The organism is Intestinibacillus massiliensis (assembly GCF_900155735.1).
GTDB lineage: Bacteria > Bacillota > Clostridia > Oscillospirales > Butyricicoccaceae > Intestinibacillus > Intestinibacillus massiliensis.
Genome location: NZ_LT707050.1, coordinates 31,438 through 52,565 on the forward strand (window position 1 = coordinate 31,438; position 21,128 = coordinate 52,565).

The 21,128-nt window shown below is 55.7% G+C and carries 19 protein-coding genes; 4 read left to right on the plus strand and 15 right to left on the minus strand.

The window, feature by feature from the left end; translation table 11 throughout:
* Positions 1 to 50: 50 nt before the first annotated feature.
* The 9 genes from CZ203_RS02460 to CZ203_RS02500 form a co-directional block, all read right to left on the minus strand.
* The gene (locus CZ203_RS02460) at positions 51 to 2,138 is read right to left on the minus strand and encodes a PTS sugar transporter subunit IIC/EAL domain-containing protein (protein WP_087064549.1); all 2,088 of its coding nucleotides are present in this window, start codon (positions 2,136 to 2,138) and stop codon (positions 51 to 53) included.
* A 201-nt stretch (positions 2,139 to 2,339) separates the two neighbouring features.
* On the minus strand, positions 2,340 to 3,257 hold the full coding sequence (locus CZ203_RS02465) for a hypothetical protein (RefSeq protein WP_087064551.1): 918 nt from the start codon (positions 3,255 to 3,257) through the stop codon (positions 2,340 to 2,342).
* Positions 3,205 to 3,744, minus strand: coding sequence for an RNA polymerase sigma factor (locus tag CZ203_RS02470; protein WP_087064553.1), 540 nt, complete (start codon positions 3,742 to 3,744; stop codon positions 3,205 to 3,207). The genes CZ203_RS02465 and CZ203_RS02470 overlap by 53 nt, the downstream gene beginning before the upstream one ends.
* Positions 3,745 to 3,844: 100 nt before the next feature.
* Positions 3,845 to 4,885, minus strand: coding sequence for an acyltransferase family protein (locus tag CZ203_RS02475; protein WP_159456324.1), 1,041 nt, complete (start codon positions 4,883 to 4,885; stop codon positions 3,845 to 3,847).
* Positions 4,886 to 4,965: 80 nt separating this feature from the next.
* Positions 4,966 to 5,637 carry a TetR/AcrR family transcriptional regulator gene (locus CZ203_RS02480; protein WP_087064557.1) on the minus strand — a complete coding sequence of 224 codons (672 nt, stop codon included), beginning with the start codon at positions 5,635 to 5,637 and terminating at the stop codon, positions 4,966 to 4,968.
* Positions 5,638 to 5,802: 165 nt separating this feature from the next.
* A complete protein-coding gene (locus tag CZ203_RS02485) occupies positions 5,803 to 6,561 on the minus strand; it encodes a M15 family metallopeptidase (protein ID WP_087064559.1) in 759 nt (252 codons plus the stop codon).
* 100 nt (positions 6,562 to 6,661) lie between these two features.
* Positions 6,662 to 7,420: a hypothetical protein gene (locus CZ203_RS02490; RefSeq protein ID WP_087064561.1), complete on the minus strand. Its 759-nt coding sequence runs from the start codon at positions 7,418 to 7,420 to the stop codon at positions 6,662 to 6,664.
* The gene (locus CZ203_RS02495; RefSeq protein ID WP_087064563.1) at positions 7,404 to 8,819 is read right to left on the minus strand and encodes a sensor histidine kinase; all 1,416 of its coding nucleotides are present in this window, start codon (positions 8,817 to 8,819) and stop codon (positions 7,404 to 7,406) included. The genes CZ203_RS02490 and CZ203_RS02495 overlap by 17 nt, the downstream gene beginning before the upstream one ends.
* A gap of 2 nt (positions 8,820 to 8,821) precedes the next feature.
* On the minus strand, positions 8,822 to 9,478 hold the full coding sequence (locus CZ203_RS02500; protein ID WP_087064564.1) for a response regulator transcription factor: 657 nt from the start codon (positions 9,476 to 9,478) through the stop codon (positions 8,822 to 8,824).
* A gap of 286 nt (positions 9,479 to 9,764) precedes the next feature.
* Between CZ203_RS02500 and CZ203_RS02505 the strand changes: the two genes are divergently transcribed.
* Positions 9,765 to 10,256, plus strand: a complete 492-nt coding sequence (locus CZ203_RS02505) for a GNAT family N-acetyltransferase (RefSeq protein ID WP_087064566.1) — start codon at positions 9,765 to 9,767, stop codon at positions 10,254 to 10,256.
* A gap of 107 nt (positions 10,257 to 10,363) precedes the next feature.
* Here CZ203_RS02505 and CZ203_RS02510 read toward each other — a convergent pair whose 3' ends face one another.
* The 4 genes from CZ203_RS02510 to CZ203_RS02525 form a co-directional block, all read right to left on the minus strand.
* Positions 10,364 to 12,892: a response regulator gene (locus CZ203_RS02510; RefSeq protein ID WP_087064579.1), complete on the minus strand. Its 2,529-nt coding sequence runs from the start codon at positions 12,890 to 12,892 to the stop codon at positions 10,364 to 10,366.
* Entirely contained in the window at positions 12,889 to 14,193 is a 1,305-nt protein-coding gene (locus CZ203_RS02515) for an ABC transporter substrate-binding protein (RefSeq protein WP_087064580.1), read from the minus strand. Before CZ203_RS02515 ends, CZ203_RS02510 begins: the two co-directional genes overlap by 4 nt.
* Before the next feature lie 322 nt (positions 14,194 to 14,515).
* Positions 14,516 to 14,749: an aldo/keto reductase gene (locus CZ203_RS02520; RefSeq protein ID WP_087064582.1), complete on the minus strand. Its 234-nt coding sequence runs from the start codon at positions 14,747 to 14,749 to the stop codon at positions 14,516 to 14,518.
* Between the two features lie 27 nt (positions 14,750 to 14,776).
* On the minus strand, positions 14,777 to 14,983 hold the full coding sequence (locus tag CZ203_RS02525; protein WP_087064585.1) for a hypothetical protein: 207 nt from the start codon (positions 14,981 to 14,983) through the stop codon (positions 14,777 to 14,779).
* A 170-nt stretch (positions 14,984 to 15,153) separates the two neighbouring features.
* Between CZ203_RS02525 and CZ203_RS02530 the strand changes: the two genes are divergently transcribed.
* Together CZ203_RS02530 and CZ203_RS02535 are read left to right on the plus strand one after the other, a co-directional pair.
* Positions 15,154 to 15,822: a hypothetical protein gene (locus CZ203_RS02530; RefSeq protein ID WP_087064586.1), complete on the plus strand. Its 669-nt coding sequence runs from the start codon at positions 15,154 to 15,156 to the stop codon at positions 15,820 to 15,822.
* A 310-nt stretch (positions 15,823 to 16,132) separates the two neighbouring features.
* Positions 16,133 to 19,117: an S-layer homology domain-containing protein gene (locus tag CZ203_RS02535; RefSeq protein ID WP_087064588.1), complete on the plus strand. Its 2,985-nt coding sequence runs from the start codon at positions 16,133 to 16,135 to the stop codon at positions 19,115 to 19,117.
* Positions 19,118 to 19,158: 41 nt separating this feature from the next.
* On the opposite strand, the gene CZ203_RS14450 is transcribed toward CZ203_RS02535, so the two are convergent.
* Positions 19,159 to 19,335: a hypothetical protein gene (locus tag CZ203_RS14450; RefSeq protein ID WP_159456325.1), complete on the minus strand. Its 177-nt coding sequence runs from the start codon at positions 19,333 to 19,335 to the stop codon at positions 19,159 to 19,161.
* A gap of 265 nt (positions 19,336 to 19,600) precedes the next feature.
* Here CZ203_RS14450 and CZ203_RS02540 point away from each other — a divergent pair, with 265 nt between their 5' ends.
* Positions 19,601 to 20,158 carry a hypothetical protein gene (locus CZ203_RS02540; RefSeq protein ID WP_087064590.1) on the plus strand — a complete coding sequence of 186 codons (558 nt, stop codon included), beginning with the start codon at positions 19,601 to 19,603 and terminating at the stop codon, positions 20,156 to 20,158.
* Between the two features lie 33 nt (positions 20,159 to 20,191).
* Here the strand turns inward: CZ203_RS02540 and CZ203_RS02545 are convergent, their stop codons facing one another.
* Entirely contained in the window at positions 20,192 to 20,983 is a 792-nt protein-coding gene (locus CZ203_RS02545; protein ID WP_087064592.1) for a ZIP family metal transporter, read from the minus strand.
* Positions 20,984 to 21,128 lie beyond the last annotated feature (145 nt).

Here is a 21,128-nt window from a genome sequence, read left to right on the forward strand (position 1 = left end):
AGACGCGCGGAGTGCAAAAAGAGCCGCCCCGCCGGGACGGCTCTTTGCGGTTATTGCGTATCCGTACCTTGCTGCACAGGACGGTAGAACAGCAGCTCACGCAGCGGGATCGCCGGGCTATACAGGTACCCCTGGAATACCGTGCAACCTAATTCCAGCAAGGTACTGCGGAGCGCTTCGTTCTCTACGCACTCTGCAATGACCGTAAACCCAAGGTTGCGCCCCAGCGAGATAATAGACCCCGCAATATCATAGGAGCGCCTGTTTTCCTGTACCTGGCGCACCAGGCTCCCATCCAGCTTGACGTAATGGAACCGGTTGCTGCGCAGGTAGTTCAGAGAGGTCTGTCCCATGCTGAAATCGTCGATTGCCAGACGGATACCATCCCCGTTCAGGCGGTCGATATTTGCTGTAATATTGGGCAGGTTGGTCAGCGAAGTTTCTTCCGTCACTTCAAGCACGAGGTTTTCACACACATCGTACCCTTTGGCAAGCTGGATCAAGCGTTCCGTCCAATCCGGATCGTTGAGCTGTTGGGCGACAATGTTTGCGGCAATATGGATTTGGGGATCTATTTGCTGCCGGATGGCCAAAATATCCCGGCAGACCGTGTCCAGAATGCACCATGTCAGCTTTTCATAGCACCCATCTTCCTGTGCCAGGGAAATAACCAGCGGGGGGTAAAGCGTTTTTTGGTCGTACTGCCAGCGCAGCAGGGCTTCAGCCCCGTTTACCTTGCCGTTTATATCCACCTGGGGCTGGTAAAACACCGGTATCCGGCCTGCGCTTATATCCGTGCGAAGTTGGCCGACCACACCTTTGGCGATAATGCCGAGGCTATCGTTCCGATCCAGATAACGCGGACGCTGTGCATTTTGCTCATGCCGGCGGAAATGCTCCGTCAGTTCCTGGAGTAAAAAATCCTCCCGTCCTTCCTGCAAGCGCTCCGACAAACGGACAAATGGGATATAGAGCAGCGTGCCCAAAACCACAGCGGCCAATTGTACGATGACGCCTTTCCAAGAACCGGTCGCCAGATACCCGCTGAAAAATACCGGCGTCGTCCAGTTTACCGATTGCTGCACAACAGGCATCCAACCTGCCGCAACCGCCCCGTATGCCAAAAGCATGGACATCACCGGCGTCAGGATAAACGGCACGATATAGACCGGGTTCAACACGATCGGGAGGCCAAAGACCAGGATTTCGTTAATATTAAAAAGCGCCAGCGGCGCCGCGGAATAGGCAAGCTGCCGGTTGTTCTTCTGGCGCGACACCAGCAGCAGCGCCAGGAGCAGGCACAGCGTGGAACCGCTGCCGCCGATTACCGCAAAATTGTCCAAAAAGGACTTCGTAATCACCGTTGAAGAGGCACCGCCGGCAAAAACCGTCTGCGCTACTGGGTCGAGCGCATTGCCGCCGTGGATACCAAACACCCACAAAAAATCGAGCAGTACTAGGAAGACAATGCCGTTTTCAGGCTCATGCTGCAGGCCGCCGAATGCACGGAACAGCACGCCGCTGATCAGGTCGTTCAGGTTACCGACATGGAAGGCCTGCTGCAACAGAAGGTTCGCCACTGCAAACAGCGTTACACAGACCGCCATTGGGAAAATAGCAGTGATAGAGCTGCGGAAATGGATATCGTTCCCGGCGGCATAGGAACGGTACCGCCGGTAAATAAACAAATCAAGCAGGAAAAACAGGCGCGTTGCCAGGATGGAGCATACGATTGCGGTAAACACGCCGATCGTCCCGAAACAGGATAGCGTCAACGCCCCTCCCTCTCCGCCGAAGGAAGCGATAAAGCAGGCGCACGCCGCGACCATAGACATCATCCGCAGGGACAAATTCTTCCCCGCAAAGGATGCGGAATAAAAATAGCTGATTGAGAGGGTCAGGTAAAGGGAAATAAAACCCGTGGTCGAGTCGATCATAAACGTCAGTAGCCGGGACAGCATACCTCCGGAAAATGCAGCAAGGAAGCCCTGGTATGCGGGCACGGGGAAATTCAGCAAGAGCAGCGCAAAGGAGCCTGTCAGCACCACCGGGATGACAAGCAGGAACCCCTTTTTAATCGCGCTAAGCATCGCGTTATTTTCCATTGCGTAAAGCAGTTTGCGGATATGGACAAGCATGGCCGCACCTCCCCCAGTTACATACCATTGTAACACGATATGCTATCAGAAAAAAGGGAATCTACAATATTTCTGCTAGTATATGGCTGGATTAACTTGGTAAACCGTGACGGCGGATCGGCGCCGGAAGGCCGGGCAGGGGAGCCCCCCTGCCCGGCCTTCCAATGGGTTATATTGAAAATACCTGCATCTGCTTCGCCATCATTCGATTTCGCCATAAACCCCATATATATAGGGTGCCGATGGGTCGGTGGTAACCTCTCCGGTCAGCCGGGGGCCTTGGCGGCCTTCTTCATAACTGACGGCCAGCTTGCCGGTTTTGAGGTGCAGGGTCTGCGTCTGCGTCGTGTCGTCGGTAAAGGTAACCGTGACGGTCATGGTTGCGCCGTCAAATTGATCGATTTGCCCATGCCATGCGGCCTGCATATCGTCCGACGGGTTCTGCCCTGTTTTGGCCGGCGCCCATAGCCCGTAGCTTATGTCCGGGTCATATGCTTCTGTAAAACTGCTTTCCAGCTTAAAGCACAGGTCTGCATACCAGGTATCCACCTCTTCCGACGGGCCGTCCCCGTATACCATAACCTGCGATGCGCCTTCCGTCCTGGAATCGGTGCGGCCAAGCATGGCTGTAATATCTTTTTCCGCAATGGGAATTGTACTGGCACGGTACAGCCCGCCCTTGTCGATGGAAGCGCTGACCGACTTGATGTTGTCGCCGGTAATACGGAACAGGCAGCCGGAAAAGAAACCATTTTCCGGATCGTCTGAACCCGCGCCGCTGTCGAACACAATGCGGCTGCCCTGCGGCTCGATCATTTCCCTGGTCTCCGCCGCGTAGGCGACCAAGCCGAATGAATGCGCAAGCGCATCCACCGGGGAGCGCGTATCCGTCCCCTCCGGCGAAAGCAGCTTCACGCCGCCAAGCACCACGGCCAGCGCGCAGGCGGCTGCCAGCGACCGCCGCACCCACGAAAACCTATGGCGCGGCGCAGGCCTTTTTTGCGATCCTCCGGCTTCCCCTTCCTGCCGCAGCGCCCGCGCGGCGGCAAGCGTCCGTTCCTTCCATTCAGAAGGCGCCTTTACGTCCTGCAGCTTCTGAAAATCTTTCCGGTTGTTCATCGTCGTTTCCCTCCAACTCGAGTTTCAAATGTTTGCGTGCGCGGTACAGCCTCGTACGCACGGTCGCCGCACGGCAGCCGACCATCCCGGCAATCTCCCCGGTCGTATAGCCTTCTACATAATGCAGATAGACCGGGGCGCGCAGGTCGTCCGGCAGCGCCGCAACCGCGTTCCACAACTCGGCACACGCGTCATTTTCCGGCATCGCGGCCTCTGGCAGCCCTTCCAGCGGCGCCGTCCGCTTATACCATGCGCTCCGCCGCAAGTCCCTGCACCGGCTGAGCGTTACGCGTAGCAGCCAGGCCTTTAAATGCCCGCCACTGGTGAAATCGGTCGTATCGCGAAGCAGCCGGAGAAAGACTTCCTGGAACACATCCTCCGCGTCCGCGTGCGACCGCATCTGGCACATGGCAAGGCGGAATACCGCATCGCCAAAGCGCTCCATCGCGTCGCACAAAAACGCATCCGAGCGAAGTGTGTGATTCACAGTGACCATCTCCTTTCATAGATAACACGATACGGCAAGCCGGATTGTTCTGGGAATAACGAAAATTTATTGCAAAAATGCCTTACGAATGGGAAGGCGGTCATTTGGGGGCGATCGCGAACAGCTTCCGCAGCACGGGAACCCTTCTCGCGGCTTCATAGCTTAAGAGCGTCAGTATAAAACCCAGCGGCAAGATCAGTGCAAGCTGCCCGGCAACGCTGCGGACACGCGGGCCGATATAGAAGGCCAGCAATACGATCCACGGCAGGTGGAAAATATAGATCGGAAAGGACGCTTTTATGAAATAAGCACTAAGCGCGTTATAAAAATCCAGGTACCGCCTGCCAAGCCCTAACAGCGCCAGTATCCCAAACCAGCCCGCCATCTGGAACAGCCCGTCATGGATCAGCCCCGCCGGCGAAGCGCACAGCAGCAGCGTTGCCGCGCCCCACAGCACGCACAATTGCCGCCGTTTCGCTTCCAGCCCCTGCTGCACCGTTTCACTCGACAGTACCGTCGCCCCCAGGGTAAAAAGGGCGAAATACCTGCCCAGGCTTTTACCGTTCAAATTCAGGATAGCATCCGCCAGCCAGACGGCGGCAAACAGCAGATACACCGGTAAAAGGCCGCGGAAGGCCTTCCCCCGCCTTTTCCTCCATACAAGCACCAAGGGAAGCGCCGCAAGGGAAATCACAAACAGGTAGGCCAGGAACCAGAGGTGCACCGGGGTAAAGCCCCCATGATATCCCACCAAGTCCGTTATCGTAAAGAACAGGCGGTACTGCGCAAAATAGCCGCCCGTATAGCCGTTGTGAAAGCGTTCTGCAAAATACGTCAGGGACGGCGCCACCAGGACAATGCCCGCCAGCAGCGGTATAAGCAGTTTGGAAACCCGTTCCTTCACATACTGTGCCGGCGTGCGCTTTTCCAGCGAATAGACCATACTGATTCCCGCGAGGGCAAACAGCAGCGGCATAAACCATGGCTGGCATATCTTCACCAGCAGGCTAAGCGGTCCCGATTCCGCAAGACGGACATAATAGTCCTCCCCCCAGTTATTATATAGCGTAAATGTGTGATACGGAAATAACAGCAAAATCCCCATCCACCTCAGGTTGTCGATATCGTTCCTTCTCGCCATGCCAGTACCCTCCTCTGCAATAATTGAACTGTTCATTTAATTTTGCTGCAAAAAGATACGGGGACTGCGCCCCGTATGCTTTACCCGTTTCGCCGGTATGCGCTGAGCAGGTTGTCCAGACAGACCTCTTTGGCGGCATCCAGCGGGATATCCTTTTGTACTTCAAACGCATCGTGCATCGCATGCATGCCCCACCAGGCCAATGTTTCTATCATAAGCTGTGTAGTCAGTTCCGGATATTTGATTGCCCGGATCTCCCCAAGGGTTTCATACAGCCTGATATACGCCAGCATTTGTCCGAAAAACTTTTTTCGGTATTCCTGATAATACGCGCCAAGCTTGCCCATGTCCCCGATGTTCTTCTCCAGGATCAGGCAGCCTGTTCCATAGCGCGCAATCGTGTCAAATGCATCAGAGACCATTTGACAAAATGGATAGCCCCGCGCCTGCCTCTCCAGCGGCGCGCCAAAGCCGCGGCAGCTTTCCTCCAAAACCGCTATTACCTCGTCTTCCAATCCCCAAAACAGTTCCTCCGTAATCGGATATGAAAAATCGCGGCCGATAAATTCGCGGTCGATCGTGCCTTTCAGTATAAAATCCAACAGCTCTTTTTTGCCTTTAAAATACACGTAAAGCATTCCGGTGGAAAGGCCGATTTGCTTCGCAATGTCCTTCATCTGCGTCCTGACATAGCCTTTATTGATGAACAACGCGCTTGCGGCGTCAAAAATCATATGCAGCCGGTTTTCCATGCAACCGCCCTCCCTGACTGAACCATTCATTTAATCCTATTATACCGGATTCACAGCATCCGTCAAGGAAAATATTATTGAAAGGGACGACCGCCCCCCAATGACAGGCCCCCGCCTTCCGTGCGGGAAGGCGGGGGCCTGTGTAGCGTTTCTTATGGGCTCCCGTTAGGACGCGCCGAGGTATTCTTCCAAGCAAATCCCCTTTTCCATGATTTCCTGCGCCGCTTCCCGCCCGACAAACCGGTAATGCCAAGGCTCGAAGCCGACGCCGGTCAGTTCGCTTTTATCCGTAGGGTACCGCAGGATAAATCCATATTCCGCGCAGTGCGCCATCAGCCATTTCTGAACCGCGGTATGCTGTTGCGCTTCATCCAGGAGCTGGTAATCCTCCGCAACGATATCCACGGCGAGTCCGGACTGGTGTTCGCTTGTGCCCGGCCGCGCTACCCATTGTGCGGCCTGTTCCTCCGCAGCCTGCCTGCCGTAACCTTCCGCAAGATAGGACCGTACCTTCTTTTCATACAGGGCGGCCTGTTTTTCCGCCGGCCGGAACGACGAGCAGATCAGCGGCTTTAATCCCTCTTCCCGGGCGGCGTCCATCATCTTCTGCAGCGCCGGATATACCCGGCTGTCGATGTGTTGTCCATTGCGCAGCTTGGTCAATTCCGGCTCCGCAAAACCATCAGGCAGCGGGTGGCGTCCATTGACCAGCAGCAGTTTCCAATCCCCGGTATCCGGTTTTGCAGAAGCTTGCACCGGTGCCGTGAATGCGTGTACGTTGGATACAGGCGCCGGCGTCCATGACCGGCCGGCGAGAAAACCGCCGGCCAGCAGCGTCGCAGACAGCAAAATTATCAATACGGGAAAGGGGCTGCGTTTTTTCTTCTGCGGGCGCGAAGCCGCAGTAAATCCGGTATAGGCCATAGGGTCACTTCCTTTTCCTTGTTTTCCTATCCCTAATGGTATACTGCAATTCCATCAATCCCGCTGCATTTTTGCATCAAACCAGCATCTTTTTTTATTGCTACCTAACCTTAACAGCGTTAGTCGCCGCGGTATTGTTACTCCATACACTATCCGGCAGGATCAGCAGCATATGCATCATATCTTCTGTATAGGTCAGGGAATACCACACCGGCGGCTCGCCGGAGAGCTGGTACCATAGGCTATTGCCGGCTTCTTGCACAACAGCCGGTTCTGCAGGTTCAAACCCAAGGGATGCAAAGTATTTTTCGCCGGCCTGTTGCAGCGGGAGCGCATATTTGCCCATATGCGGGTCCATAAACACAAACTGGCAGACCTTTCCTGTCTTTTCATCAACCATACACCAAAAATTCGATTTCCCATTCCCATATATGCAGGAAATGTTTAAGAAACTGGCCCCGCTCCCCGTCGCGCCGTCCTGATAGATGACACGCTCTGCTGCGCTGACCGCCCAGCCGTTTTCCAGCAACTCCCGCGGTAAAACGCCGGCATCCGTCAAATTGGCAATTGCCGCCTCCATGGCCTCATGGGGGTTGGCCTCGCCCGTGCCCGGCCTTATTTCCTGTACGGCGGTAACCACCGTTGACTCCGGATACCAGCTACGGCATATCAGGGCGATGCGGTTTTGCAAATCGGTATCCATCCCGGGGAACCCGCTGTCAACAAGCAGTTCGTCCGCATGCACCTGGCTGAACAGCGCCTGGTCGCGAAGGTGGGAAACCTGTTGCGGGAACACGGCGGCCGACAAGGCCAGCAGGCAGGTCAGCACAGGAAGCAGCCATTTATTGATCCGTTTCATCCGCTGCTTCCCCCTTCAAAAATACACTGACCCGTGTCCCCTTGCCCAGCTCGCTGGCAAAGCGGAGTTGTCCGCCGTGAATTGCAACGATACGGCGGCACACCGCAAGCCCCAGCCCTGCGCCGCCTTGTGCCCGGGATCGGGATTTGTCAACCATATAAAAGGCGTCCGTAATACGGTCCAGCTCCTCCGGCGGGATACCCTTGCCGTTGTCGATGACGCTGATACAGTAGCCGCCCGGCTGCAGCTTCCCCTCAAGCAGGATGACGCCGCCGGTTTCCATCGCTTTCCGCGCGTTATCCAGCAGGTTGAGGCACACGGTTTCAATTAAATCCGGCTCTATCGGGATTGCCGCGGGTTCCGCCCGGAGCAGCAGGCGGATATTTTGCCCGCCCAGCACAGGCTTCATCGCCCCGGCCACACGGGTCAAAAAGCCTTCCATGGGCACAGCATGCAGTACAAAATCCTGCTTTTCCAGCACAATCATATCCATCAGCTTGCGGGAGAGCGCCTCCAGGCGCCGCCCCTCGCTAAAAATATAATCCGCGCTCTGCTGCACCTGTTCCGGCATGACCGCGCGGGAGCGCAGCAGGTCTGCATACCCGATGATCGAGGTCAGCGGCGTTTTGGTCTCATGCGCAAAACTGTTTAAAAATTCCTCCTGCCGCTGCGCCGCTTCCCGAAGCTGGTATACCTGCGCTTCCAGTTGCTCCGTCATCGTATTGAAGTCGGCGGACAGGTGGCCAAGCTCGTCATCGCTATCTACGCGGACGCGCTGATGAAGCTGCCCTGCGGCCATGCGGCGGCTAGCATTGGATAAGCGACGCAAAGGGCGCAGCATCAGGGCAGTCAGCAGCAGCGATGTCAGCGCCGTGGCGAGGATCAGCCCTCCCATCAGATATAGGAAAGTGCGGTACTGCTCTTGCCGCATGACGAACAAAGAGGATACGTCCCGGCAATTTTCCAGATATAGCGTTCCCGATGTCAGGACAAGCGGGCTGACCGCGTGCAGGTAAAAGCGCCCCTGGATTGGCACCAGTTCCCAGCCCTTTTTCCCATCCGGCAGTTTACCGACCGCCGAGGCGTCTACGGGGATTACGCCGCTGCCGGAAACGCGCTCGCCATTGCCGCCGCTTAGGCGGAAAGCAATCACGCCGTGTCCGGTTGTAATTTTAAGGTTGTCCGCCGCGCGGGTAATCTCGCCCTGGTCCAGCAAATATTTATTCGCCAGTTCCCGGCCGAGCGTATATCGAAGCAAATCGTTTTCTTCATATACCGCCGTAACCTCACGCTCCAAGCCCGTGCGGAATTGCGAGTCGATCAGGTAAAAGCCGCCCGCCCCGCAGGCCAGCGAGGTGATGACCACCGTGCTGCAAAACAGCTTCCAGAACAGGCGCACAATTATACCTCCAGTCGGTATCCCACTTTGTATACCGCAACCAGCCTGTTTTCCAGCCCCAATTTTTTGCGCATACGCTGGATATGCAGGTCGACGGTACGGCTGTCGCCCATATACGCATCGCCCCACACCCGCTCGTAAATGCGGTCGCGATACAGCGCGATGTTTTTGTTTTGCGCGAACAACAGCAGCAGGTCGTATTCCTTTGCCGTCAAGGCCACCGGCGCGCCCGCCCGCTTTACGACATGGGACGCGGTATCAATTTCAATATCGGGCGGCAGGCTGATGATCCGCCCCGTTTTCCCGCACCTGCGCAGCACGGTTTCCACCCGCGCCAGCAGCTCCATCAGTTCAAACGGTTTTGTGATGTAATCCTCCGCACCGAGCCGCAGGCCGCGTACCCGATCCTCCAAACCGCCCTTGGCCGTAAGGAAAATGACCGGCACATCCAGCGTGCGGCAGTATTCCAACAGCTCGTAGCCGTCGGCTTGTGGAAGCATAATATCCAGTAGCGCAAGGTCGAACGGCTGGGACTCCAGCAGGTCTGCAGCATGTGCGCCGTCCTGCGCCCAGGTGCAGCGGTATCCGGCGCCGGACAGCGCCGTTTGCAGCAGGTTCGCGATCGGCGCCTCGTCTTCTGCAATGAGAATATGGTTCATGTACTTCCCTCCGCTGCCATTATGCATCCGTTCCCCATCATTTTTGCATCATGCCTGGGCGCAGCCGTCCTCGGCCTTGCATAGTTTTTTCAATTGTAACATACGCCGTATAATCCGACAACCGGAACCGCTTCCCTGCATAAAAGTGCCAGCCCCGTAGCGCCACCCTTATGGGGAGGAAATTTTACAGGCGTTTTTGCAAAATCATCAGGATAACGAATTGACATCCCCTGTCCGCAGGATTACACTGATACCGCAAGTTACTTTGACGTAAAGGAGATTGGAAATGGATATCGGCATCAGGGAATATACGGATCAGGATATCCCGGAGGCAATCCGGATTTGGAACAGCGTTGTGGAGGATGGGGTGGCGTTCCCGCAAATGGATGTATTATCGCCGCAGTCTGGGGAACAGTTCTTTTCCGGGCAGTCCTACACCGGCGTCGCGTTTGACCAGGCGGGTGGCGAAATCGTCGGCATGTATATCCTACATCCCAATAACGTCGGCCGGTGCGGGCATATCTGCAACGCCAGTTACGCGGTCAAGCCCGGCCTGCGCGGCCAGCGGATCGGTGAAAAGCTGGTGCGGCACTGCATGCAGACCGCCAAGGGGCTGGGGTTTAAAATCCTGCAGTTCAACGCAGTCGTCAAAACCAACGCCCCCGCTTTGCGTCTCTACAAAAAGCTCGGTTTTATCCAGCTCGGCGTAATCCCCAACGGCTTCCTGATGAAAGACGGCCATTACGAGGACATCATCCCGCATTACCGCGCCTTATAACACAAAAGCCCCGCCGTAGGTTCACGGCGGGGCTTGTCTGTATTTTTACGGCGCATTGCGCCCACCGGCCATGCCTGTGTTTTCGCTGGCCGGGAACCGCTTACCCGTTAGTGGTCTGCGTCTAAAAACCTTTGGATTTCCTGCAGCATCGCCGGGATGTTGAGCGGTTTTGCCAGGTGGCTATCCATACCGGCCGCCCTGGCCGCCTTAATATCCTCCGCAAACGCATCCGCCGTCATAGCGAAGATGGGGATTTGCGCCGCGTCCGGCCGCGGCAGGCGCCTGATCCTGCGCGTTGCTTCATAACCGTCCATCACGGGCATATGGACGTCCATCAGGATGAGGTCAAAATAGCCCGGTGCGGCGTGCGCAAACCGGCCGACGCATTCTTGCCCGTTGCCAGCCACTTCGACCTGGGCGCCGACGTTCTCCAGGAGTTCCTTAGCAATCTCCTGGTTCAGCGCGTTATCCTCCGCTATTAAAATCCGTTTCCCGGCAAGGTTGACCGTACGATCCTGTTCTTCCGTGGGCAAGGCGTCATGCAGGACATATTGCCGCATGCACTGGTACAGCGTCGACCGGAAGAACGGTTTTGCCAGGAACCCGTCCGCCCCCGCCCCTACTGCTTTGGGCGCAATCCGCGCCCAGTCATAGGTGGCGACAATGAGGGCTGGCGGCTTTTCCCCGCCTTGCGCGCGGAACGCCTGCAGTGCTTGCAAGCCGTCCATGTCCGGCAGCTCCCAATCTGTCAGGATCGCGTCATATCGCTGCCCGTTTTGTACAGCTGCCGCTAGCATCCGTATCGCATCCGCGCCACAGCAGGCTATATCCGCATACGCTCCCAGGGAGTTTAAAAATCCTGCTGCCGAGCGGCAGGTCGCGGTGTCGTCACACACGACTAAAATACGCATCGGCGGCAGCGATAGCGCCTGGGGCGCTCCATCCGGCGCGAGCTGGAGGTCAAGATCCACGGTAAAGGCCGTGCCCTTGGAAGGCTCGCTTTCCACGGCAACCGTCCCTTCCATCATATCGACGATCATTTTTGTAATCGCCATACCAAGCCCCGTGCCCTCGGTCTTGTTGACCCGGCTGTCCTGCTCGCGGGTAAAGGCATGAAAAATATCTTTAAGGAACTCCGGCTGCATCCCGATACCGTTGTCCTCCACGCGGAAGGTAAAGTGCGCATACCCTTCGCGGGTGGATGCGCTTTCGGTAATGTCTGCGTTGATGGCACCGCCCTCCGGCGTGTATTTCACGGCGTTCGACAGCAGGTTGAGCAGCACCTGATTGAGACGGAGCATGTCAAAGCAAAGCGTCTCGTGCTCCACATCGTGCAGGCGGATTGTAAAACGCTGCCCTTTTTGCCACGCGGCCGGTTGGATGATATTGGATATTTCTGTCGTGAGTGTAACGAGGGAATTGGCCTCGTTGCACAGCGTCATTTTGCCGCTTTCAATCTTGGACATGTCCAGGATGTCGTTGATCAGCCCTACGAGAAGCTGGCTGGATAAGCCTATGTTCTTCAGATACCCCCGCACCTTTTCCGGTTCGTTAGCATGGTCGGCAGCCAGCTTGGTCATCCCGATAATTGCGTTCATGGGCGTGCGGATATCATGGGACATGTTGGAAAGGAAACGGCTCTTGGCGATATTTGCGCTTTCGGCCGCTTTCCGCGCCTCCTCTTCCGCCCAAAGCACACGGCGCATGGAACGCCGGTACACCAGGACAAAAGCCGTCAGCACGAAGACGCTGGCTAAAATACAAACCATCATCGCCCGTGAATGCTGCACAATGTCATTCGCCTGCTCCATGATCACGCAGTTTGGGATAATGGACACGACATACCAGCCGGCTGCGTTTTCCAGCGGCACATAACAAAATACATAATCTTCGTTTTGATACCGGAAACGAGCCACCCCCCGCTTGCCGGTTTGAAGCGCTTCCCGGAAAGTATCGACCTGGCGGGCGTCGTTCCCCTGCAAATCGATGATATCAAACAGGTTTTGGAACGTCCGGTTGCTGTTGCGGTGCTGGGAGCGGATCAGGATATCGCCCGCCTGGTCCACGACATAGGAAAAGCCGGTGTTGTTATAAAACGACAGTGAAAAACGGTCGGCAAGCTCCGCAAGCGGCTGTGTTTTCTGTACATAGCCCTGTTTCCCGTCGGCAAAGGAAAAGCGCTCATAACAGCCTATCGTCCATACGCCCGAACGGCCATCTAAAAACGGTTGACGCATGCCTTTGCCTTCCAGCTTACGGAAAATATCAAGCTGTTCCGCCCCGAGCGCGTGCCCTTTGTCCAGCAAATTGGTGTAAACGATACCGTCGTCCAAATCCACGCAAATATAGGACGCCCCATTTTTGTCATATTGCCGTATCCTCTCGTGCAGCACCTCCCTGTCCTGGGAGCTTTCCTCGCCCAAGTCGGCGGAGAGCAAATGCAGCGTTTCCATATCCTTTTCCATGTAGGTATCCAGCGCATGGCGTCCCTGCGCGGTGACCTCCAGGATATCCAGTACCGTGCGGTTCCACAGCGCGTCCTGCACGCTGCTAATATAATACAGCCCCCCTGCCAGGATGACGGCCGCCGACAGGAGCACCGGGAGGATCACTTTCCACTTTCGCTTGAAATTCATTGGATGTTCCCCTCAATCTCCGCGGACTTCCACGCACTTAGCAAGCCTCGCATCTGAGAGACCGCCGCTTGCGTACCGTCGCCCTCCAGCATCCCGACAATGCATTGCCGCGTAATATCCCAAATCGGATATTTTAAATTATCATCCGACCCAAGCACGCTGCGCCCGTTTGTCAAATACGGGCCGATCGACTGGATCGCCCGGTCCCCCGCCAACCGGTTTTCCTTCAATGGGCTGAAGGAGCTTTGGCTCTCCACAAATTCCCACATAACGTCTTTGTGGGTCATGTATTCCACAAACTGCTTTGCTTCCTCAAGGTGCGGGCTGTCTGCATTGACGCTTACCCGGGTATCCACATTGATGACCAGTACGCTGCCATCCTCAAAAATCGGATAAGGGCGTACCTCAAACGCAAACGCCGGCTGCAAGTCCCGCAGGCGCGTTACCGCCCATGCCCCGGTCAGCATGAATGGTTGTCCCCCTTCAGCAAACTGCACGAGGTCGTCTTTTGTTTTTTCCGTATTTAATGCCGTCCCCGGATCGACCCAGCCGCGCTTTACCATCTGTTCTACCAGCGCAAACCCCGGCCGGAGCGCCTCTGCCAAATCCGAGCTGCCGTCGTTAAACGCCCCGATCCTTTCCGCCGCATCCCCCTCCCGGTAAATCGGGAACAGCGCCCTGGCGATCGCGACGGTCTTGAGGGAAATATCGTTATTGGCGACGATCGGCGTAATCCCTTCGGACACGAAATAATTGCAAACCGCCTCGAGCTCTTCCAAATTTTCCGGCACCTTTTGATGGTGCGCCTTTAAAAGGTCCGTGTTGCAGTACAGGCCGAAGGCGGAAATCGAAGTGGGTACATAATCGACCGTCCCGTCTGCATACATCTGGCTTTTCGCCAGGTCGCTGAAATCATCCAGCGTGGACAGCCCGGAGAGGTCCGCCAGCTTCCCCTGCCGGCCAAGCTCCAATACCCGTTCATGGTCTACCATGAAAATATCGTCGCCGTTGCCTGTCGCAATCCTTTTTTCCAGCACCGAAAAATATTCCGTTCCCTTGATCCCATCATACGATATCGAAACCCCCGGGTACGCATCCATATAGCTGTGGAGCGTATCCTCGATCGCCGCGACGTTGAGCGCCTCATACTTATAGCCGAACATCGTCAGCCTGATTTCCGGTTCATGCTCTTCCGTGTTATTGTCAAATACGATATTTTGCGCAGAACCGCACCCGGCCAGTACTGCAAGGAGCAGGGAGCATGCAGCAAAAGCCGTCCACCGCTTTTTTCGTCGTTCCATTCCCTTCCCCCTTTACGCATTAAACATATCCCCCTGCTTAAAACCACGCATCCGCTGCGCCAACCCGTTTTCATGCTTTATTTATTATAGCATGATCGACCAAGAATACAAGCGACATAAAAGGCTTGATCCTACCGCCTACGTCATAAAAACCAGTTTATCAGCAACAAACATGCACATATGGCAAAAAGCCCTGCAGCAGTAGCAACTGCTGCAGGGCCCCGTTACAGGCATAAGGTGCGTGTCCACGCTGGATAGGTTACCGCTTGTATCAATTTTAAATCCACTAAGCCGCATGCCGGCCGGTAAACCTCCTTGGGAATTACAGTTTTTCGATCTGCTCAATCACCCTTTGGCTGATGATCATGTCCGCGGGTGTCATCGTATCCTTAAGCTGGCGCAGGTTCGACGAGCCGATCACCGCGTAGCCGTCTACGGCGTTATTCGCAATATAAGCCACACAAAGCGCCGCCGCCGAGCTGCCCAGCTCCTTGTAGGTTTCCGTTACCCTTTCGCGGCGGCGTTGCCAGTTTCCCTCTGCCAGGCCGCGCTCCATGTAGGCCGCCCTTGCGGGCGGCTTTTGTCATTCTGCAAGCGTTATGAATCTCGTGCCGTTGTAGTCGATCCAACTACAGCCGTCTTCGGACTCAAACTTGCGGACGCCGAACAGCGAATTAAAGGTTTTCGTGTTCAGCATCACCGCGTCGTAACTGACGTCCGCTACGATCCCCTGCGCCTGCATCTGCGCAAGACGCTGCTGCATCCTGCACAGTTCCTCAATGATGTCCATGCTTTCACCTCCTTTCGGAAGTAGCATGCCGCAGGAGAAGAATTTGCATCCGCCGGAAATGCGGATACAATCACAGCAAGCCCAAACCGTTAACAAAGATTTACAGGGTTTGCCTGGTTGTGGTATAATGATACGGACTAAATTTTTAACAGGGATAGAAGGAAATCATGATGAAACAAAAAAGATTGCTGGCCGCCGCCTTGGCGGGTATCCTGGCCTTATCGCTGGCCGCGTGCGGCTCATCCCCGGCGCCTGATGAGGGCACGGCCTCGCCTGCCGATACAGCGGATACAAACGAACCGGCGCACGGCGCAGACAGCGCCGCCGTCCCCATCGGCTCCTCCCCCGTCTGGGAAACCACAGTGTACGAGGACGAATACCTCCGGTATGAAATCCCCGCAAACTGGGTCAAGGACGCCAATAACTCCAATGACGAGCATTTATTCGCCTTTTTTACCCCGGCCGACCCTGCAACCGACCGGCCGTCCAATGTCAATCTTGCAATAAACAGCCTGGAGAACAAGAGTAAAGATTTTGACTATAGCGACCCCGCCGTACAGTCCGATTTTCACGAGTATTTGAACTCCGAAGCGGGTTCCGGCCTCCCGGATGAGGCGGCCGACGGCAATTTTACGGTTTACAAGTCTGATAAAGGCTATGCCTATGCGCTGGGCTTCGACCGTATGGCCGATGAAAACACCAAAGTGCACCAGACGCTTTACAGCGTGATGGGGCTTGATTACGCCATCACCATCTGGGCGACCGACTGGGACGATGGCTGTTCCCCGACAGTCGAAGAGGTCGCGCAGCACATTTGCGCAACGATCGAGCTGAAATGACCCGCTTGATGATAACGCGCGACAAAAGCCCGCTGACCGGCAGATACCGGCCAGCGGGCTTTTCATATGATATTACGCGTCCCCTTTCCCATGCTTTTTTCGGAAGGGGCTTCATCCATCCCCTTTGCAAGCCATTCAGGAAACCGGCCATACCTCTATCCACAGCAAACACAAATCAGTTACAAATATTTGATAGTTTTGTCAGTTGCATTCATTCTTGAAACCGTTTAAAATAATTTTAATAGGGTGCGCATAGGCTGGGGATCATGCGCACAAATAAAACGCTGCTCTGAAGCAGGGGGAAATAACTATGCTCCGACATAAAACGGTACCGCTTATATTTCTGCTGGCATGCCTAACCATGGTATGCGTACACGCGGAAGACGCGTCCGAATGGGATTTGTCAAATGGCGATTGCGTCATAGACTCCGGCGGCACGTACCGCGTGTGGCAGTCATCTGGCAGTACAGAACATACCATTTCAGTCGACACAACCGACGCGGTGACGCTGATTTTGGATGGCGTGTATATCTCGTCTTCCGACGCCAGCCCCATCTCCACCACGGGCGGTGATCTGGAATTACAACTCATCGGGGAAAACCGGCTTGCCGTGGAAGGTTCCTCTACCCAATCGGTTTATGGGATATACATCCCGGAAGACCGGGCGTCGGCGCTATCGGTTGTGCCCGCCGAAACAGGCGCATCCCTGCAAATCGATGTTTTATCCAACCGCGCGTCTGCCGGCGAGCCGGTCTGCGCGGGCATCTTCTGCCGCAATTTTAGCAATTCTGCCGACCTCAGCATTACCGTTACCGGCAGTGCGTCGAGCAGCAGCGAATTATCCGGTATTTGCTGTAACGGCGGCGATTTTACTTCCTTTTACAACGAAGGAACCCTGTCCATCATGGTACGTTCTGACCCGACAAGATATGCGTTTAAGTACGCGGCCGGTGTGGCGGGACAATTTGCATCCTTTATTAACGAGGGGACGCTTCGCGTCACCGCATGGAACGCCAACAAAGACGCCTATGGGCTATCCTGCACAATGCAGGATGACGGCTCTTTTTCCAACCGCGGCCGGATTGACATAGACGTCACAGCGTTAGGCGGTACCGGTGCAGAATATATGGGAAGCGACGGTTTCTCCAATAACGCTACCGGGATCGACTTAGGCTGCAACGGCGCTGTAACGCTTGAAAATACAGGCAACATGCACATAGTCACAACCAACCATGGGGATGGGGAAAATAATCACCTCGAATATGCCAGCGCGATCTCGCTGGTGGGAGGCGATGAACCGGCTTTTATTATAAATGACGGGACCATGGACTTAAGCGCCACCTGCGGCTATAGCTATGGTATTTATGCGGAAAATTTCAATGCACCGGCAATCGTCCAAAACAATGGCATTATGGATATTTATGTGACGACACGCGGCCAGTATAATGGCAATAAGCAAGAGCCGCATGATGACTGGGATCTTGCCACCGGCATTGGCATCCTGCTGGCTTTCCCAAATTATGACCAACCGCTGCTGATTTTGGGCGACGGTTCCACCCTCAATATTACCGCCGAACCGGAGGCTGGCTGTACCATCGACCCCAGCCATGTGCGGGCCGTGGTCGCGAAGCAATACTATTCGGATAATCCGATTACCGCCCCCATGCAGATTGAGCTTGCAGATACCTTGTCTGTTCGCCGCGGCGGGGCGCTTCTGCAGCAGTTTCCAACGGAACCAGATGATTTTGGCTGCTATTATTTGACAACTTTTAGTGAGGATGGCGAGCGCTATGCGCCTTCGTTGCAGGTGGCAGCCCCCTATACCAGCATCACGCTCATGTTGGACGGCCACCCCTACACAAAGCAGCAGGTAGCCTTGGATGCCGCCCCGGACGCTGGCTCCCCAGCGCTTGCAATCCCCGAGGCAAAGGGGTTATACCGCGCCCTTGTCCAACCCGGCACGTATTATATCTACGTAAACGGCGACTGCGTCAATCCGGACGCCCCGCTGGCCGTCCCACTGGCCGGGGCGGATGCGGTCATCCAATACTACACCGTATCCTTTGACTTAAACGGTGCGGAAGGCACGGCTCCGGGGAAACAGGTTGTACTGAGCGGCCGCCCCGCTGCAATGCCGCCCGCGCCCAGCCGCAGCGGATACCGCTTCCTCGGCTGGAAAACTGCGGCGTCCGGCGGCAACGATTTTGCCTTTAACCGCGGCGTTACTGGCACGTCCACAGCATACGCCGCTTGGGAAAAAGAGGGCGGCGCACCACCAAGCGATTCCCAAATCGGCGGTTCCAGCGGAGGAGGCTCCGGCGGGGGCGCGCCCAGCAACATCCAAACCGAAACTACCAAAAACCCGGACGGTTCCACCACCACGGTTACCACGGATCAGAAAACCGGCGCAATAACCGTGACCACCAAAACGCCGGACGGCACGACAAAGAAGGTGGAAACATCCAAGGACGGCACAAAGACTGTCACAGAGGAACGCAAGGACGGGACAAAGGTCAAATCTGTCGTCACCCCGGACAGCACCACCGTATCGGTCTCCGTACCGCAAGGCACGGCGTCCGCCAAGGTCACCCTCCCTGCCGACAACATAACCCCAGGCACCGTCGCTGTGCTGATCAAGGAAGACGGCACCCGGGAAATCATAAAGGGCTGCCTGCCGGCTGCGGACGGTGTCGCCGTAACCCTGTCCGGCAATGCGACGCTTGAGGTCATCGACAATAGCAAAAGCTTTGTAGACGTGGAGCAAGACGCATGGTACGCACCGGCCGTCCAGTTCACCGCTGCGCGTGAAATCCTGCAAGGCACCGATCAGGACACCTTTACCCCCGCCCTGCCGACGACCCGTTCCATGGTCGTCACGATGCTCCACCGCCTTGCGGGCGAGCCGGACGCCGCCGGCGTCCAGTTCGCCGATGTCGCCGCGCAGGACTGGTATGCCGGTGCAGTTGCGTGGGCGACAGAGCGCGGTGTTGTAACCGGCGTCAACGAAAAGGAATTTGCGCCGGAACAGCCTGTATCCCGCCAAGAACTTGCCGTCATGCTGTATCGCTATGGCAACTTAAACCAAACGGATGGCGGTATCACAGCCCCCGCCGACCTTTCCGGTTTCCTGGATGCCGCACAAGTTGACGCATATGCCCGACCGGCGATTGAATGGGCAATCTCCCATAAGATCTTGAACGGCCAGCCTGACGGCTCCTTGTCCCCGCACGCGCCCGCCAGCCGTGCGGAGGTCGCAACCATGCTTATGCGTTTTATGGAGAATGCCAACGGATAAAAGACGCCCCCGACCAGCTTCCTGCCGGCCGGGGGCGCCCTTTATTCCCGCTTCACGATCCACCACGTATGCTCGTGCGCGACCTGTTTGCCCTTCATATACCGCCATGCAGCTTCAGAAGATGGAAATTTCCTCGCATAATCCGGTAAAAATAAAGCAACGCGGTAGTTATACAGATACTTAACCGTCCCGTTGACGTCCAGTTGGATGTAATACATAGATTAACACCTCCGGATATAATATAAATCTGAAGGTAGGAAATCTGACAAAATTTTAACTATTTCAATATTTTGTGTCTGCGCACTTTTCCCATGCGGCATAGGCTGCAATTGGCTGTGATACACCCCCCAGCAATCCTGGTAAATTGTTACCAGATCAGCATTTACTTCACTCTATCTGTATGTTATAGTGAAAAAAAGTTGATGCGCAAATACGGATCAAAATTCAAATCTTCCACCTTCGGCCGTGCAGGGAGGTGCCCTCATGAAACGTCTTCCACAAGCGTGTGTGTTTCTCTTTCTCAGCTTTGTCCTGTATCTTTGCGCCATCCCGCTGCTTCACCACATCGGGCCGCTTGACCTCGGACGCATGGAAGCCGAACTGGCTGCGAAGCCGGTAGACTACACACCGAAGCAGGCGCTCGCTGACCGCTACTGCGTTGTCACGAGACAAAACGACCAATATCACGTTGCAAATGAAGCCCTGTTATACCGGTTTATCGAAAAAACCCAGAATGGTGATCCCGCCGTCCTGAAGCAGGCGCATTTTTATGATGATGCAGCCACCCTTACCTATTGCCACTATGACGGCGAATGGTATTATTTATCGATCCGCGATCTTTACCCATTAGATGGGACCTCCCGCTGCCAAAACCGCAAATATAAAAACCTATTTGTTCTTGAAGAACCCGGAAAATCTTTCCGCGTCATCTTATGCAGCGAAGACGAGCTAACGATTGAAAAATTACGGCGCAGCAGCGCCAGCAGTTCCCTCAAAGATAAATTCAGTTTTTATCCCTTATATTTTGTTTTCGGTTCTTAAAAGGGCGCGGGATTACCGCGCCCTTTTCCCTGCCTACCCAAGCGCGACATCCATAACCATCATCAGCAGGAACCCGCCCATAACGCCCAGCGTACCGATGTTAGAGTGTTCCCCCAGATGCGCTTCCGGGATCAGTTCCTCGACAACCACATACATCATCGCGCCGGCGGCAAAAGAAAGAAGCCACGGCATCAGCGGCTGTATCTGTGAGGCGGCAAGCACCGTCAAAATGCCAAACACCGGCTCTACCAGCCCCGACAGGCTGCCGCAGATAAACGCCTTTGCCCTGCCCATCCCCTCTTCCCGCAGCGGCAGCGAAATTGCCGCCCCTTCGGGGAAGTTTTGGATGCCGATACCGATCGCGAGCGCCAACGCGGCAGAATAAAGCGCCGGGTCGTTCCCATGCTGCGCGGCAAGGGCGAACGACAGCCCGACCGCCATCCCCTCCGGGATATTGTGCAGCGTTACGGCAAACACCAGCAGCGTCGTGCGTTTTACGTGTGCTTTCAGACCTTCTGTTTTCTGCGCCCCCGGATGCAGGTGCGGCAGCAGGCCGTCCATCGCAATTAAGAAGCCCACGCCCAGGACAAACCCACCGGCCGCGGGGATCCATCCCGCCATGCCCGCAGCCTCCGCCTCTTCAATCGCGGGCATGAGTAGCGACCAGATGGATGCGGCAATCATCACGCCTGCCGCAAACCCCAAAAAGATATGTTGCGCCAAGGCAGTCGCCTTTTTCCGGAAGAAAAAGACCACCGCCGCGCCCAGCGTCGTCATCAGGAACGTAAACCCTGTGCCGCCGGCTGCCCATAAAACAGGTTGCATTTATAACCGCCTTTCCCATCCACAAAATGCGGATATTTGAAAATCCTGCACCGCCATTTGTTTGCATATGCTAACTTCAAGTTTACTACATCCGCCATCCCCTGTCAATCCCCCTGCACGCGGCGCTGTCCCGGCAATGGTCGGA

Coding starts and splice junctions, on each gene's coding strand:
- CZ203_RS02460 (WP_087064549.1), bottom strand. CDS start 2,138: ATGCTTGTCCATATCCGCAAACTGCTTTACGCAATGGAAAATAACGCG.
- CZ203_RS02465 (WP_087064551.1), bottom strand. CDS start 3,257: ATGAACAACCGGAAAGATTTTCAGAAGCTGCAGGACGTAAAGGCGCCT.
- CZ203_RS02475 (WP_159456324.1), bottom strand. CDS start 4,885: ATGGCGAGAAGGAACGATATCGACAACCTGAGGTGGATGGGGATTTTG.
- CZ203_RS02480 (WP_087064557.1), bottom strand. CDS start 5,637: ATGGAAAACCGGCTGCATATGATTTTTGACGCCGCAAGCGCGTTGTTC.
- CZ203_RS02485 (WP_087064559.1), bottom strand. CDS start 6,561: ATGGCCTATACCGGATTTACTGCGGCTTCGCGCCCGCAGAAGAAAAAA.
- CZ203_RS02490 (WP_087064561.1), bottom strand. CDS start 7,420: ATGAAACGGATCAATAAATGGCTGCTTCCTGTGCTGACCTGCCTGCTG.
- CZ203_RS02500 (WP_087064564.1), bottom strand. CDS start 9,478: ATGAACCATATTCTCATTGCAGAAGACGAGGCGCCGATCGCGAACCTG.
- CZ203_RS02505 (WP_087064566.1), top strand. CDS start 9,765: ATGGATATCGGCATCAGGGAATATACGGATCAGGATATCCCGGAGGCA.
- CZ203_RS02510 (WP_087064579.1), bottom strand. CDS start 12,892: ATGAATTTCAAGCGAAAGTGGAAAGTGATCCTCCCGGTGCTCCTGTCG.
- CZ203_RS02515 (WP_087064580.1), bottom strand. CDS start 14,193: ATGGAACGACGAAAAAAGCGGTGGACGGCTTTTGCTGCATGCTCCCTG.
- CZ203_RS02520 (WP_087064582.1), bottom strand. CDS start 14,749: ATGGAGCGCGGCCTGGCAGAGGGAAACTGGCAACGCCGCCGCGAAAGG.
- CZ203_RS02525 (WP_087064585.1), bottom strand. CDS start 14,983: ATGGACATCATTGAGGAACTGTGCAGGATGCAGCAGCGTCTTGCGCAG.
- CZ203_RS02530 (WP_087064586.1), top strand. CDS start 15,154: ATGAAACAAAAAAGATTGCTGGCCGCCGCCTTGGCGGGTATCCTGGCC.
- CZ203_RS02535 (WP_087064588.1), top strand. CDS start 16,133: ATGCTCCGACATAAAACGGTACCGCTTATATTTCTGCTGGCATGCCTA.
- CZ203_RS14450 (WP_159456325.1), bottom strand. CDS start 19,335: ATGTATTACATCCAACTGGACGTCAACGGGACGGTTAAGTATCTGTAT.
- CZ203_RS02540 (WP_087064590.1), top strand. CDS start 19,601: ATGAAACGTCTTCCACAAGCGTGTGTGTTTCTCTTTCTCAGCTTTGTC.
- CZ203_RS02545 (WP_087064592.1), bottom strand. CDS start 20,983: ATGCAACCTGTTTTATGGGCAGCCGGCGGCACAGGGTTTACGTTCCTG.